This is a genomic window from Streptomyces sp. AF1A (assembly GCF_047340315.1).
Lineage (GTDB): Bacteria > Actinomycetota > Actinomycetes > Streptomycetales > Streptomycetaceae > Streptomyces.
Genome location: NZ_JBLEBI010000171.1, coordinates 1 through 14,663, shown reverse-complemented (window position 1 = coordinate 14,663; position 14,663 = coordinate 1). Strand labels below are relative to the sequence as shown.

10 protein-coding genes are annotated in these 14,663 nt (G+C 74.3%); 8 read left to right on the top strand and 2 right to left on the bottom strand.

All coding sequences use genetic code 11. The annotated features are described in order from the left end of the window. Positions 1–537: 537 nt before the first annotated feature. Complete coding sequence (locus ACLU3S_RS30260; RefSeq protein ID WP_413955160.1) at positions 538–1,890, bottom strand: SWIM zinc finger family protein; 1,353 nt, start codon at positions 1,888–1,890, stop codon at positions 538–540. Positions 1,891–2,021: 131 nt separating this feature from the next. On the opposite strand from ACLU3S_RS30260, the gene ACLU3S_RS30255 reads away from it, so the two are divergent. The 7 genes from ACLU3S_RS30255 to sucD all read left to right on the top strand — a co-directional run bounded on the left by ACLU3S_RS30255 (position 2,022) and on the right by sucD (position 12,872). Continuing rightward, positions 2,022–3,179, top strand: a complete 1,158-nt coding sequence (locus tag ACLU3S_RS30255; protein WP_413955159.1) for an ATP-binding protein — start codon at positions 2,022–2,024, stop codon at positions 3,177–3,179. Next, entirely contained in the window at positions 3,176–5,830 is a 2,655-nt protein-coding gene (locus ACLU3S_RS30250; protein WP_413955158.1) for a DUF5682 family protein, read from the top strand. The genes ACLU3S_RS30255 and ACLU3S_RS30250 overlap by 4 nt, the downstream gene beginning before the upstream one ends. An 11-nt stretch (positions 5,831–5,841) precedes the next feature. Continuing rightward, the gene (locus ACLU3S_RS30245; RefSeq protein WP_413955161.1) at positions 5,842–7,005 is read left to right on the top strand and encodes a VWA domain-containing protein; all 1,164 of its coding nucleotides are present in this window, start codon (positions 5,842–5,844) and stop codon (positions 7,003–7,005) included. 133 nt (positions 7,006–7,138) lie between these two features. Next, positions 7,139–8,422 carry a hypothetical protein gene (locus ACLU3S_RS30240; RefSeq protein ID WP_413955157.1) on the top strand — a complete coding sequence of 428 codons (1,284 nt, stop codon included), beginning with the start codon at positions 7,139–7,141 and terminating at the stop codon, positions 8,420–8,422. A 145-nt stretch (positions 8,423–8,567) separates the two neighbouring features. After that, a complete protein-coding gene (locus tag ACLU3S_RS30235; RefSeq protein WP_413955156.1) occupies positions 8,568–10,355 on the top strand; it encodes a hypothetical protein in 1,788 nt (595 codons plus the stop codon). Positions 10,356–10,781: 426 nt separating this feature from the next. Then, positions 10,782–11,960 (top strand): ADP-forming succinate--CoA ligase subunit beta, encoded by a 1,179-nt coding sequence (gene sucC, locus ACLU3S_RS30230; RefSeq protein ID WP_413955155.1) that lies wholly within the window; start codon positions 10,782–10,784, stop codon positions 11,958–11,960. 27 nt (positions 11,961–11,987) lie between these two features. Continuing rightward, positions 11,988–12,872 (top strand): succinate--CoA ligase subunit alpha, encoded by an 885-nt coding sequence (gene sucD, locus ACLU3S_RS30225; RefSeq protein WP_413955154.1) that lies wholly within the window; start codon positions 11,988–11,990, stop codon positions 12,870–12,872. A gap of 86 nt (positions 12,873–12,958) precedes the next feature. On the opposite strand, the gene ACLU3S_RS30220 is transcribed toward sucD, so the two are convergent. Then, entirely contained in the window at positions 12,959–14,050 is a 1,092-nt protein-coding gene (locus ACLU3S_RS30220) for a helix-turn-helix domain-containing protein (protein WP_413955153.1), read from the bottom strand. A gap of 101 nt (positions 14,051–14,151) precedes the next feature. On the opposite strand from ACLU3S_RS30220, the gene ACLU3S_RS30215 reads away from it, so the two are divergent. Further along, the coding region (locus ACLU3S_RS30215) for a DUF6350 family protein (protein WP_413955152.1) at positions 14,152–14,663 on the top strand (512 nt) is incomplete at its 3' end.

The following is a 14,663-nucleotide window of genomic DNA, read 5'->3' as shown; positions in this document are numbered from 1 at the left end:
ACCTGCGCCGGGGGACGCCGGTCGGTGCCGAGCAGAGCAGTGGTCACCAGCTCCTCCCAGGAACGCGCGGGACCCGCGTCGTCCCTGCGGGTGGACGTCCCGTTCATCGGGTCTCCTTCCCTTCGTGGACGGGGGTGACTGGGGCGGCCTGGACCCGAGCGGCTGGGCCGGCGGCCCCCTTCGCGCAGGTGAGAGGCCGGGTGGTCTGGCCTTTCGGGCGTCGGAACGCTGAGGTGGAGCGGCGCTTCGTGCCCCGGAGTGCGGGGGCGGTCCCCGCCATGGGGCCACTCACCCGCACAAAGCGGCCGATCACCCCGGTCCTTCCGGGTGCGAATCGGCCGGCCGTCCCAGTGCTTGCGTGGACAAGGCGGGTGACCACCCCGGTCCTTCCGGGCGCGAATCGGCCGGCCGTCCCAGTGCTTGCGTGGACAAAGCGGGTGACCACCCCGGCACTCCGGGGCGCGAACCGGTCAGCCGTCCCGGCGCCTCCGTACCCAAAACCGCCTCTGTTCGTGTGCAGGAGCGAGCCGTGGACGCTCAGCACAGGGTCACCGCCTCGCCGGTGGCCTCCGCCCAGGCCGTGAGCGGGGTGAAGCCGCGGTGGCCGCACTCGCCGAAGACGGTGACGGGGGCGCCTCCGGACAGGGCGACCAGCCGCCACAGGCCCGGGCGGGAGCGGGCGGCCCGGGTCACGGGCAGCGCCGAGTCCTCGTCGGCGTCGGCCAGGTGCCATGCGCCGCCGTCCGGGACCGGGACGACCCGGTCGAGCGTCACCGGAACCGCCTCCAGCCAGGGATCCTCGCGCAGTGCCGCGCCGTACCGGGCCGCGGCCTCGGCGGTGGTCACGCCCGGAGGGCGGAACGCGGCCGGCGCGGGCGGGGCGAACCGCTCGCCCAGGGCGGCCCGGGATTGGCCGGTACCCGGATACGCGGACAGCTCCGCGTCCAGGGCCAGGCCGACCGGCATGGACAGCTCCGGCGCCCGGCCGGCCGCGCCGTAGGACAGCAGCAGCCGGGTGCCGCCCGACGCGGCGCCGTGCAGCCATATCCGGCGGGTCGTCAGTTTCGGGTCCACCGTGTCGTACTGGGCGAGGACCAGCCAGCGGTCGCGCACCGGCGGGCCGTCCGGCGAGGCGGGCAGGCCGAGCCGGGAGCGGACCGTGGCCGCGAGGGCCTCCGGCAGCCGGTCGCGGTGCAGCCAGCCCTGGTCGAGCAGGTGCAGCAGGGCGCACTCCTCCAGCAGCCGCGCCGGCCAGCCCGCGCCCGACGCCGGGACCGCGCCCAACTCCCGTACCCGAGCCGCCAGTCCGGGTGCCTGGGCGTCGACCATGCGGGCCGCCGTCTCGTCCCACAGGGCGTACCCCGCCTGCTCGGCCGAGGCCAGCCCGCCGCGCAGCAGGTCCGCCAGGCGCTGCTCCAGCTCTGTCGCGCCCGCGGTGACCCGCTCGGCGCGGCGCTCCGCCCGGCGCTGCGCCGCCTCCGGATCAGCGGCCGGTGCACTTCCGCCCGGCTCCTGTCTCCGCTTCTTCTCCGCGCGCTCGCGCCGACCCGTGAGCCACTGCCCGGCCCAGTCCGGCGGCTCCTGGGCCACCGGCACCGTGCCGCCCCCCGCCCACAGCAGCAACAGGCCGAGCGCGTGCTTGCACGGGAACTTCCGGCTCGGGCAACTGCACTTGAACGCGGGCCCCGCCGGGTCCGCCAGGTCCACCACCGTCTGGTACGGCCTGCTGCCGCTGCCCTTGCACAGTCCCCACACCGACCCCTCCGCGCGACTGCCCGTCTCGGACCACGGTCCGGCCGTGCCGAGCCTGCCGCCCGCCTTGCGTGACGCGGCGTCAGGCGCCAGCGCCAGCACCTGGTCCGCAGTCCAGCGCACCCCCTGATCAGTCATGCCACCGACGGTAGGTCCCGCCACTGACAATCGACCGGGCGAGCGCGTTTGCGCAGGTCAGAGTGATTGTCAGTGGCGTGGTGCACGGTGGATGCCAGACCGAACCGGCCGAGCTGGAGGGGGACTCAGCCATGCCTGTGTCCGTGGACACCACGACCGTCGAACCGAGCACCGATCACTCCGCGAGCGCGGCCGCGGCCACCCCCGCGGCCGAGGCGCTGCGGCCGCACGCCGAGCAGGCCTTCGCCGGCGAACTCGCCGCCCTCGCCGCGCAGGACGACCGGCCGCGCCCGGCCCGCTGGAAGCTGTCGCCGTGGGCGGTGGCCACCTACCTGCTGGGCGGCACCCTGCCGGACGGCACGGTGATCACACCGAAGTACGTGGGGCCGCGCCGGATCGTCGAGGTCGCCGTCACCACGCTCGCCACCGACCGTGCCCTGCTCCTGCTCGGTGTGCCCGGCACCGCGAAGACCTGGGTGTCGGAGCACCTGGCCGCCGCCGTCAGCGGTGACTCGACCCTGCTGGTCCAGGGCACCGCCGGCACTCCCGAGGAGGCGATCAGATACGGCTGGAACTACGCGCAGCTACTCGCCCACGGCCCGAGCCGCGCCGCCCTCGTGCCCAGCCCCGTCATGCGCGCCATGGCGGAGGGCATGACGGCCCGCGTGGAGGAGCTGACCCGCATCCCGGCCGACGTGCAGGACACCCTCATCACGATCCTGTCCGAGAAGACCCTGCCCGTCCCGGAGCTGGGCGAGGAGGTCCAGGCGGTCCGCGGCTTCAACCTCATCGCCACCGCCAACGACCGCGACCGCGGCGTCAACGACCTGTCGAGCGCGCTGCGCCGCCGCTTCAACACCGTCGTGCTTCCCCTGCCCGAGAGCGCGGAGGCGGAAGTCGACATCGTCACCCGCCGGGTGGAGCAGATCGGCCGCTCCCTCGACCTGCCGGCCGCGCCCGACGGCATGGCGGAGATCCGCCGGGTCGTGACCGTCTTCCGCGAACTGCGCGACGGCATCACCGCCGACGGCCGTACGAAGCTGAAGTCGCCCAGCGGCACGCTGTCCACGGCCGAGGCGATCTCCGTCGTCACCAACGGCCTCGCCCTGGCCGCGCACTTCGGCGACGGCGTGCTGCGTTCCGGTGACGTCGCCGCCGGCATCCTCGGCGCCGTCGTCCGCGACCCGGCCGCCGACCGGGTCATCTGGCAGGAGTACCTGGAGACCGTCGTGCGCGAGCGCGAGGGCTGGACGGACTTCTACCGCGCCTGCCGGGAGGTGAGCGCATGACCGACTCGCCCGACACCGCCTGGCCCCGGGCCTTCGACTCCGGACCGCTGCTGCTCGGCGTGCGGCACCACGGGCCCGGCTCCGCACACGCGGTGCGCGCCGCCCTGGCCGCGGCCCGGCCCGCCGCCGTCCTGATCGAGGGACCACCGGAGGCGGACGCGCTGATCCCGCTGGCGGCCGACCCGGACCTGCGGCCCCCGGTCGCCCTGCTCGCACACGCCGTGGACGAGCCCGGCCGCTCGGCGTTCTGGCCGTTCGCCGAGTTCAGCCCCGAATGGGTGGCCATCCGATGGGCCCTGGAGCACAAGGTCCCGGCCCGCTTCATCGACCTGCCGGCCACACACACCCTCGTGTGGCAGGAGGAACTCGCCCAAGGAAAAGAGGAGAAGGGAGAAGACCCGCCCGCCGAGTCCGGGGCCTTGTCCGAACCGCCCGCCGAGTCCGGGCCCTTGTCCGAACCAGGTGCCGCGTCCGGTGACGAGTCCGGGGCCGGGCCCGCGCCCGCCACCGGTGCCGAATCAGGTCCCGACGCGGGAGGCGGCTCCAGGCTCGACGCCGGCTCGGGCTCCGGGCTCGGAGCGAGGGCCGAATCAGGCCCCGACGCAGGTGCCGGCCCCGGGCTCGACGCGGACGCCGGCTCCGGCTCCGATGCCACGGACCAGATGCGCGTCGACCCCCTCGCCGTGCTCGCCGAGGCCGCCGGGTACGACGATCCCGAGCGGTGGTGGGAGGACGTCGTCGAGCACCGGGGACCGGGTGAGCGGGACCCCTTCGCACCGTTCGCCGCGCTGGCCGAGGCCATGGGCGCGCTGCGTGAGCGCTACGGTGCAGGCGGGCGCCGTGACCTGGTGCGCGAGGCGCACATGAGACTGCAACTGCGCGCCGCACGGCGGGAGTTCGGGGACGCGGTGGCCGTGGTGTGCGGAGCCTGGCACGTGCCCGCGTTGCGCGAGCGGGCCACCGTCGGCGCCGACCGGGCGCTGCTGAAGGGGCTGCCCAGGACCAAGGCCGACCTGACCTGGGTGCCCTGGACGCACCGCAGGCTGGCCCGGTCCAGCGGCTACGGCGCCGGCATCGACTCGCCGGGCTGGTACGGCCATCTGTTCCGCGCCCCCGACCGGCCGGTCGAGCGGTGGCTGACCAAGGTGGCGGGGCTGCTGCGCGAGGAGGACCGGATCGTCTCCTCGGCGCATGTCATCGAGGCCGTGCGGCTCGCCGAGACCCTCGCGGCCATGCGCGGCCGACCGCTGCCGGGCCTGGGAGAGACCACGGACGCGGTGCGCGCGGTCATGTGCGAGGGCTCGGACGTGCCGCTCGCCCTGGTGCACGACCGGCTGGTGGTCGGGGACGCGCTGGGGGAGGTCCCGGAGACGGCCCCCGCGGTGCCGTTGCAGCGCGACCTCGCCCGGCAGCAGCGCACGCTGCGGCTGAAACCCGAGGCGCTGGAGCGCGAGCTGGAGCTTGACCTGCGCAAGGACACCGACGCGGCGCGCAGCAGGCTGCTGCACCGGTTGCGGCTGCTCGGCGTCGGCTGGGGCGAGCCGTCCCGGTCACGGGGGAGCACGGGCACGTTCCGGGAGACCTGGCGGCTGCGCTGGGAGCCGGAGCTGTCGGTGCGGGTCGCCGAGGCGGGCGTGTGGGGGACGACCGTACTCGCGGCGGCGCAGGCCAAGGCCGAGGCGGACGCGACCGCGGCCCGGACCCTCGCGGATGTCACCGCGCTCGCCGAGCACTGCCTGCTCGCGGGCCTGCCGGACGCTCTGCCGGTGGTCATGCGGGTGCTCGCCGACCGGGCGGCCCTGGACGCGGACGTCGGCCACCTCGCCCAGGCCCTGCCCGCCCTGGTCCGCTCCCTGCGCTACGGCGACGTGCGCGGCACCGACACGCGTGCGCTCGCCGGGGTCGCGGCGGGCATCGCCGAGCGCGTCTTCGTCGGCCTGCCGCCGGCCTGCGCCGCACTCGACGCCGGCGCGGCCGAGGAGATGCGCGGCCACGTGGACGCCGTCCACACGGCGGTGGGGCTGCTGGGGGAGACCCTCGCCGGTGTCGATCACACGGCGAGTGAGGGTGCGAGCGCAGGGACCGGCGCCGCGAGTCCGGGCGAGCTGCGCCGGCGCTGGCGTGCCGTGTTGCGGACCCTGTCGCTGCGGGACACCGTGCCCGGTGTCGTCCGGGGCCGGGCGGTGCGGCTGTTGCTGGACGACGGCGCGCTGCGGGCCGAGGAGGCGGCGCGGCTGATGGGGCTCGCGCTGTCGCCGGGGACGCCGCCCGCCGACGCGGCGGCCTGGATCGAGGGGTTCGTCGGCGGCGGGGGCGGCATGCTGCTGGTGCACGACGAGCGGTTGCTCGGCCTGGTCGACGCCTGGCTGACCGGAGTGCCGGCGGAGGCGTTCACGGACGTACTGCCCCTGCTGCGCCGCACGTTCGCGGCGTACGAGCCGGGCGTGCGCAGGACGCTCGGCGAGCTGGTGCGCCGTGGACCGGGAGCACGGGGCGCGCCGGCAGGCCGAACGCTCGTGACACCCGGCTTCGCCGAGGAAGCGGACACCGACCGCGCCGACGCCGTACTGCCCGTGCTGCGGCTGCTGCTGGGGTTGGACGGCCGGCGCACGACGACCGATGAGAACAGCCTGGCGGGAGTGGGCACATGACGACGGAAGCGATGCCGACGGACGCGCACGACCCGGCCCTGGAGCGATTGCGGCGCTGGCGGCTGGTGCTCGGCGGGGACCAGGCCGACGGCACCGGATGCGTGCTGTCCGGGCGGGACGCGGCGATGGACGGCACCCTCGCGGCTCTCTACGGGATGGCGGACAGACCGCAGGCGGGGCGGGACCGTTCGGCGGGGCTCGGTGCCTCGGCGCCGTCCGTGGCGCGCTGGCTCGGGGACATCCGCACCTACTTCCCCTCGTCGGTCGTCCAGGTCATGCAGCGTGACGCCATCGACCGGCTGGGGCTCGCCTCCCTGCTGCTGGAGCCCGAGATGCTGGAGGCGGTGGAGGCCGACGTGCACCTGGTCGGCACGCTGCTCTCGCTCAACAAGGCGATGCCCGAGACGACGAAGGAGACCGCGCGGGCGGTCGTGCGCAAGGTGGTCGAGGACCTCGAGAAGCGGCTCGCCGGCCGTACCCGGGCCACCCTGACCGGTGCCCTGGACCGCAGTGCCCGGGTCAGCCGGCCGCGTCACCACGACATCGACTGGAACCGCACCATCGCGGCCAACCTCAAGCACTATCTGCCCGAGTACCGCACGGTCGTGCCGGAACGGCTCATCGGCTACGCGCGGGCAGCGCGGTCGGTGAAGAAGGAGGTGATCCTCTGCATCGACCAGTCCGGGTCGATGGCGGCCTCCGTGGTCTACGCGTCGGTGTTCGGCGCGGTCCTCGCCTCCATGCGGTCGATCAGCACCCGGCTGGTCGTCTTCGACACCGCGGTGGTGGACCTCACCGACCAGCTCGACGACCCGGTCGACGTCCTCTTCGGCACCCAGCTCGGCGGCGGCACGGACATCAACCGGGCGCTCGCCTACTGCCAGTCGCAGATCACCCGGCCGGCCGAGACGGTGGTCGTGCTGATCAGCGACCTGTACGAGGGCGGCATCCGCGACGAGATGCTCAAGCGGGCCGCGGCCATGAAGGCGTCCGGGGTGCAGTTCGTGACGCTGCTCGCCCTGTCGGACGAGGGCGCGCCGGCCTACGACCGGGACCACGCGGCCGCGCTCGCCGCGCTCGGCGCACCGGCCTTCGCCTGCACGCCCGATCTGTTCCCCGAGGTCATGGCCGCGGCGCTGGAGAAGCGGCCGCTGCCCATACCGGACACCGCGTGACGCGGGGCGGAAAACGGGCAGGAACGGGGACATGACTACCCATCGGTAACGCGGGACTTGCGCGGCCTCGGGCGGTGCGTGCAAGGATCGGCGGAGCCCCTGCCCTGCCGACTCCCGAGGAAGCCTCCCCTTCTTGACGTTCCCCGCAGCCCCCTTCGGTGCCACTGCGCGTGCGTTGCGCGCGGCGGCCGGGCGGCGCGCGTTGCAACTCGCCCTGCTGGTCGGCGGGTTGTGTGCGCTCGGGCTCCTCTGCGGAGAGCAGGCACATGCGGCCGACCGGATTCCGGTGCCCGCGAAGGCGACTTCGCTGCCCCCGGTGACTTCGGTGGCCACCGGTCAGCAGGGCCGGGCGGATTCGGCTGGGGCCGTGCGCACGGCGCGCAAGGTGACCGATCGGACCGTTGCCCTCGCACGAGGCCTGGTCACCGACGCGCCGCAGTCCGCCCAGGGCCTGGTCACCGACGCGCCGCGGTCCGTCCAGGGCCTGGACACGCACACCGCGCAGTCCAACGGGGGCGTCAGGTGCATCGCGCAGTCCGACCGGGGCGGCAGGTGCACCGCGCAGTCCGAGCGGGGCCTGGGCACCGGCGCCCCGCACTCCGGCCGGGGCGGCACGAACACCGCTCGGTCCGTCCGGGACTTGGTCACGGAGACCTCACGGTCCACGCCGGGCCTGGTCACGAGGACCTCACGGTCCACGCCGGGCCTGGTCACGAGAACCGCACGGTCCACTCAGGGCTTGGTCACGGATGCCTCCCGGTCCGTGCGGGACGTGGTGACCGTGACGCCGCGGTCCGTGCGGGACGTGGTGACCGCGACTTCCCGGCCCGTACTGGGCGTGGTGACCGCCACTTCTCAGTCCGCGCGGGACGTCGTGACGACGGCCTCCCAGTCGGTCCGGGCAGTGGCGAACCGGTCCGTGCAGGACACACGGACGACCGGCCCCTCCCTGCCCCTGCCGGACTTCGGTCAGGTGCCGGACCTCGACCAGGTGCCTGTGCTCGGCCAGGTGACGGGCCCGCAGACCCCCTCACCGCATGCACGGCGGCACGGCGGCACGGCGGCGGTGACCCCCGCGAAGGTGAAGCAGGACACCGCCCGCGCCGCCGCATCGGCGTCGGCCGCGATCACGTGCGGCCTCGAGGCGGCTCCGGCGCCCCGGCCCCATGCCTGGATCCCCGCTGCGCAGCGCACCAAAGGCCTCGGAGACACCCCCGGGCGTCCCGCGCCGGGCGAAGACCCGGACGGTCTGCTCGGCAAGCAGGCGGCCGACGGCAGTGCGTTCCGCCACGGCGACGGGTTCGCCGTGACCCTCTCCGACCGGGCGCCGGTGCGGCTCGCGCCCGGCGTCACCGCGCGCGACGACGCGCCCGCGACACGGGAACGGCACCGGGACATCCCCGTCTTCCCCGGCTAGGCAGCAGGGCCGGCCTCCCCGCCACGGATCTGCCGTGCGGGGACGGAACAGGTCTTCCCGCCCGTCCGGACCCGCTCACTGTTCAGCGCTCTCCGGACGGAACCTCAGCCCTTCTCAGCCGTTTCCGAAGGATTTGACGCACGCAATGAACAAGAACATCCGCCGTTCCATCGTGATAGCCGCCGGTGTCACCGGCGCATGGGCGCTCGGCTCCGCCGTGGCCAGCGCGGACGAACTGTCCGCCACCTCCCTCTCGGTGCCGGACGCGGGCACCGAAGCCGGCAGCACCACCGGTGCGCTCGGCGAGACGGTCGACGGCGTCGTCACCGACGTGCACGACACCGTGACCGGCCTGACCGGCACGGCGACCTCGGCGGCCTCCGCCGTGCCGGACACGGCGGCCAGGGCCACGCAGCAGGTCCCGGGTGCCACGAGCGGCACCGCCCGCACCTTCGTGGACCAGGCCCGCCGCTCCGTCGACGCGAAGGTCCCGGCCGTCCGGGGCGGCCAGGTCATCGAGGGCGCGCGCGCCGCGCGCGCCGACCGGACGCGGATCCGGGTGCACGCCGAGGCAGAGGGTGTAACGCTCACCGCACACGCCACCGCCGCGACCGCACCGGCCATGCACGCGGCGGCCCACACCGCCCATACGGCGCGCACCGCTTCGCAGGACGAGATCGACTACCTCTTCGGCCCCCTGGGCTCCTTCGCTCCCGAGGTGGAGGAGGCCCTCGCCGGCGCCCAGACCAAACTGCAGGCCGCCCAGGCGGCGGCGCGCACTCGGGCCGAGGGCGTCGAGGGCGCCGTGCGCACCACCGCTCAGCAGACCGTCGCCGGTGCGCAGGGCCGGACCGCCGGCGCCGCGGACGCCGTCCGGGGCACGGCAGCCGAGGCGAGCGGTGCGGCGCAGGCCTCCGTCGCCGCCGTTCCCGCGCACGTCACCGGCACCGCCACAGGGGTCGGTGAGCGGGTCGTCGGCACGGTGCGGTCGGTGCCCGGCGTGGCCGTGCCGGTCGTGGACGAGGCGGCCTCCGCCGCGGTCCCGCCGGTCGCCTCAGCGCCTGTCGAAGTGGCCGTCGAAGGGTCCGTACGGCTGGCACCGCCGGTCGCGGACGGCACTCTGCGCGGGGTCGTGCCGGTCGTCGGGCAGGCCGTCTCGGACGCGGGCGCCCTCGCGTACGGCGTGGAGGGTGACGTGCAGGCCTTCGGGCGCGGGATCGCCGGCGCCGTGCCGCCGCTCGCCCACGGAGCGACGGGGCAGGCCGGGGCCTTCGCCGACGGCGTCACCGGTCAGGTGCCGCCCTTCGCGGCCGGCGTCTCCCGGGCGGTCCAGCCGGTCACGGACACCGCCACCGGCGCCGTGCACCAGGCGGTCGGCACCGTCGACGGGACCGTGCGGCCGGTGGCCGGCGGGATGGGCGGAAGCACGGTCGGCCTGACCCACGGCGTGGCGGGCGAGGTGAACCCCTTCGTGACCGGGGTGGCCGGTCAGGCCGCGCCCGTCACCGCCGAGGCCACCGGCTTCGCGTACGGCCTCGGCGGCGCCGTGCACGACACGGGCGAGGCGCTGGCCGAACACGCGGCCGGCGGCCTCCAGGGAATCGCCGGCACGGCCGTACCGGCGCACTCGCGGGACCCGTACGGCGCCCAGGACGCGTACGGGACGGAGCACCTGCACGCCCTGCAGCACCCCCACGGCGCCCACCACCCCCACGGCGCCCAGGACCCGTACGCCCTGCAGAACCCCCACGGCGCCGAGGCCCCCCACGGCGCCCAAGACCCGTACAGCCTCCAGAACCACTTCGGCGCCCAAACCCCGAACGGCGCCCAAACCCCGTACGTCCCGCAGAACCCGCTGAACCCGCTGCACCCGCACGGCATGCACGGCTTCGGACGTAACGGGCAGCAGGGCGACCCGGGCCGACAGGCCTGAGCGCCCCCACCGCTCCGTGGGGTGGCCGTACCCGGACGGCCGAATGCCGTCGGCTCGTCCGGGCGGAGCCCCGCGGTTGGGGCGGGTGGTCCCCATTGGGGTGGGGATCAACCGCCCCGGTCCCGGGTTCGTCCCGGGGCCGCCCAGAGGCCTCACCGGGTCAACCCCAGCCCGGTGAGGCCTCGCACTTCCCGGCGATCGCGGCACGCCGTGCCAGCAAACCCGACATCATGTGACAGGTATCACCGCTCGGGTGTGACCCTCGATTTAGGGCGCCCCCGCAAGCGGCGATAACCTGCGAGACGGACATGCCGCGCGCTCGGACACCGTGTGCGCCTCCCTTGTGACAAGCGGACGTCACGTTGCCCTTCGCGGCACGCCCACGCATCCAACGAACCGCGAGATCACTGATAGGGACGGAAGCGCGTGGACCTGTTCGAGTACCAGGCGAGGGACCTCTTCGCCAAGCACGATGTACCGGTGCTGGCCGGTGAAGTCATCGACACGCCTGAGGCGGCGCGCGAGATCACCGAGCGTCTGGGCGGCAAGTCCGTCGTCAAGGCGCAGGTGAAGGTCGGTGGTCGCGGCAAGGCCGGTGGCGTCAAGCTGGCCGCCTCCCCGGACGAGGCCGTCGCCCGTGCGACGGACATCCTCGGCATGGACATCAAGGGCCACACGGTCCACAAGGTCATGATCGCCGAGACCGCGCCGGAGATCGTCGAGGAGTACTACGTCTCCTTCCTCCTCGACCGTGCCAACCGCACCTTCCTCTCCATCGCCTCCGTCGAGGGCGGCATGGAGATCGAGGAGGTGGCGGCCACCCGTCCGGAGGCCGTCGCCAAGACGCCGATCGACCCGATCGACGGTGTGGACGAGGCCAAGGCCCGCGAGATCGTCGCGGCCGCCAAGTTCCCGGCCGAGGTCGCGGACAAGGTTGCGAACGTCCTCGTCAAGCTGTGGGACACCTTCATCAAGGAGGACGCCCTCCTGGTCGAGGTCAACCCGCTGGCGAAGGTCGCCTCCGGTGAGGTCATCGCCCTCGACGGCAAGGTGTCGCTCGACGACAACGCCGAGTTCCGCCACCCCGACTTCGAGGCGCTCCACGACAAGGCCGCGGCCAACCCGCTCGAGGCGGCCGCCAAGGAGAAGAACCTCAACTACGTCAAGCTCGACGGCGAGGTCGGCATCATCGGCAACGGCGCCGGTCTCGTGATGAGCACCCTGGACGTCGTCGCGTACGCGGGCGAGAAGCACGGTGGCGTCAAGCCCGCCAACTTCCTGGACATCGGCGGCGGCGCCTCCGCCCAGGTGATGGCGAACGGCCTGGAGATCATCCTGGGCGACCCGGACGTCAAGTCCGTCTTCGTGAACGTCTTCGGCGGCATCACCGCCTGCGACGAGGTCGCCAACGGCATCGTCCAGGCCCTGAAGCTCCTCGAGGACCGCGGCGAGAAGGTCGAGAAGCCGCTCGTCGTCCGCCTCGACGGCAACAACGCCGAGCTGGGCCGCAAGATCCTCACCGACGCCAACCACCCGCTGGTGCAGCGCGTCGACACCATGGACGGCGCGGCCGACAAGGCCGCCGAGCTGGCCGCCGCCAAGTAAGCACGAGGACGAGGACACCTACACACCATGGCTATCTGGCTCAACAAGGACAGCAAGGTCATCGTCCAGGGCATGACCGGCGCCACCGGCATGAAGCACACCAAGCTCATGCTCGGTGACGGCACCAACGTCGTGGGCGGCGTGAACCCGCGCAAGGCGGGTCAGACCGTGGACTTCGACGGCACCGAGGTACCCGTCTTCGGCACCGTCAAGGAGGCCATCGAGAAGACCGGCGCCAACGTCTCCGTCATCTTCGTGCCGGAGAAGTTCACCAAGGACGCGGTCGTCGAGGCCATCGACGCCGAGATCCCGCTGGCCGTCGTCATCACCGAGGGCATCGCCGTGCACGACACGGCGTTCTTCTGGGCGTACGCCGGCAAGAAGGGCAACAAGACCCGCATCATCGGCCCGAACTGCCCCGGCATCATCACCCCGGGCCAGTCGAATGTCGGCATCATCCCGGGCGACATCACCAAGCCGGGCCGCATCGGCCTGGTCTCGAAGTCCGGCACGCTGACCTACCAGATGATGTACGAGCTGCGTGACATCGGCTTCTCGACCGCCGTCGGCATCGGTGGCGACCCGATCATCGGCTCCACCCACATCGACGCCCTGGCCGCGTTCCAGGACGACCCGGAGACCGAGCTCATCGTGATGATCGGTGAGATCGGTGGCGACGCCGAGGAGCGTGCGGCCGCGTTCATCAAGGAGAACGTGACCAAGCCGGTCGTCGGCTACGTCGCGGGCTTCACCGCGCCCGAGGGCAAGACCATGGGCCACGCCGGCGCCATCGTCTCCGGCTCCTCCGGCACCGCCCAGGCGAAGAAGGAGGCCCTGGAGGCCGCGGGCGTCAAGGTCGGCAAGACCCCGACCGAGACGGCCAGGCTCGCGCGCGAGATCCTCAGCGCCTGAGCGTCCTGACCCGAACGCCGGCAGGCCCGTCCCGATGCCCGGGACGGGCCTGCCGGCGTCTTCGGCGCCCGCGGCCCCGCGCGCCGTCACCGCGGCTGCGGCGCCAGCCGGTTAGGCCCGTGCGTGCCCTTCCGGCGCAGCTTCGCGCGCAGCTCCTGCTCCTCCTCGGACAGCGGGCCCAGGGGCACGGGCCGCGGAACGCCGTGGACCGCCTGGGCGGGGGCGATCGGCGCCTCGTAACGCGTCGGCGCCGTGCGGAGCGTGAGCGTCGTCGCGCCGACGATGGTCACGGTGAACGCGATGGCCGCCCGGGTCCAGAACACGGTCCGGCGTTCGCAGCCGGTGCGGACCACCGTCGGCCTGGCGGCGCGCATCTGCTCCCTGGAGGCGAGCTCGGTCAGCCGCCGGTGCAGCAGGGCCGGGTCGGCCAGCGCGGGGACGCGCGCGGCCACCGCCTCCCGGGCGTGGAGCAGCCGGCTCGCGGCCGCCGGGGTGCTGGCCTCCGTCTCCGCCGCCGCCTCCGGCAGGTCGAGGCCGACGCCGTCGTAGAGGACGAGCGTGCGCCGGTACGACGGCGGGAGCCCGAGCAGGGTGTCCAGCAGCTCCCGGTCGGCGGGGTCGGCGGGCGGCTGCTCCGGGTTCCGGTACCGCGGGCGGAACCGGTGCCAGGGGGAGAGCGCCCAGTCGTACGCCGCCGCCCGCACCCACCCGGCCGGGTCGCGGTCCCGGGCCACCTCCGGCCAGCGCTGCCAGGCCAGCTGGAAGGCCCGCTCCACGGACTCCCGGGCCAGTTCCCGGCGCCCGGAGAGCAGATAGGCCTGGCGCACGAGGGCCGGGGCGCAGAAGGCGTAGAGCGCGTCGAAGGCCTGAGCGGGCGTCAGGGGCTCCGGCAGGGCGACCGCGGTCGGCGCCGGGGTGGCCGCCGCACCGTGCGGACTCACCTGTTCGGGCGCCTCCTGACGGGCCGTCGGCTCGGCGGACGAGGCGAGCAGTTCGGCGTAGGCCGCGCCCTCGGGGCCGTCCGGCTCCCGGCGACCGGACTCCCAGGCGCGGACGGTGGCGCGGCCGACGCCGAGGCGTGCGGCGAGCTGAGCCTGTGTCAGGGAGCGGGCCTGGCGCAGGCGTCGGCGTTCCTTCGGCGGCGGCAGCGGGCCGGCTGACTTCTGCGTCGTCACCATGCACCCTTCCGTACGAAAAAGAACATAAACGTATAATGAGCGACACAGCGGAGGTTCGCCCGTTACGACGGGAAAGCGCGTGTCGTTGGGAGCATGGCGACGTGCCCCAGACGACCGCTCGCCGACCGCCGCTCGCCCCTCTGACCGCCCGGCTCCGCGACCGTCCCCCCGGTCTGGCGGCGAGCCTGCTGAACGGCGCGGTCGCGGCCGGACTCGGGCTCGGTTCGCTCGCCGTGCTGGTGCTGGGCATGTGGATCAGCTCCCCGTACCCCGACAGCGGCCCGGACGCGGCGCTGCACGTCGCCGCCGCGCTCTGGCTGCTGGCGCACGGGGTGCACCTGGTCCGCACCGAGACCCTCTCGGGCACGCCCCTGCCGGTGGGCGTGACCCCGCTGCTCCTGCTCGCGCTGCCGGCGTGGCTGCTGTACCGGGCCGGGCGGGACGCCACGGACGCCTCCGCCGACCCCGACGGCCCGCCGCCGGTGCCGGCGCGCACGGCGTGGACGGGCGTGGTCCTCGGCTACCTTGGCGTCGGCTGCGCCGCCGCGCTGTACTGCTCCGGCGGGGAACTGCGGCCCGCGTGGGGCTGGGTGACGGCCTGTCTGCCGGCCGT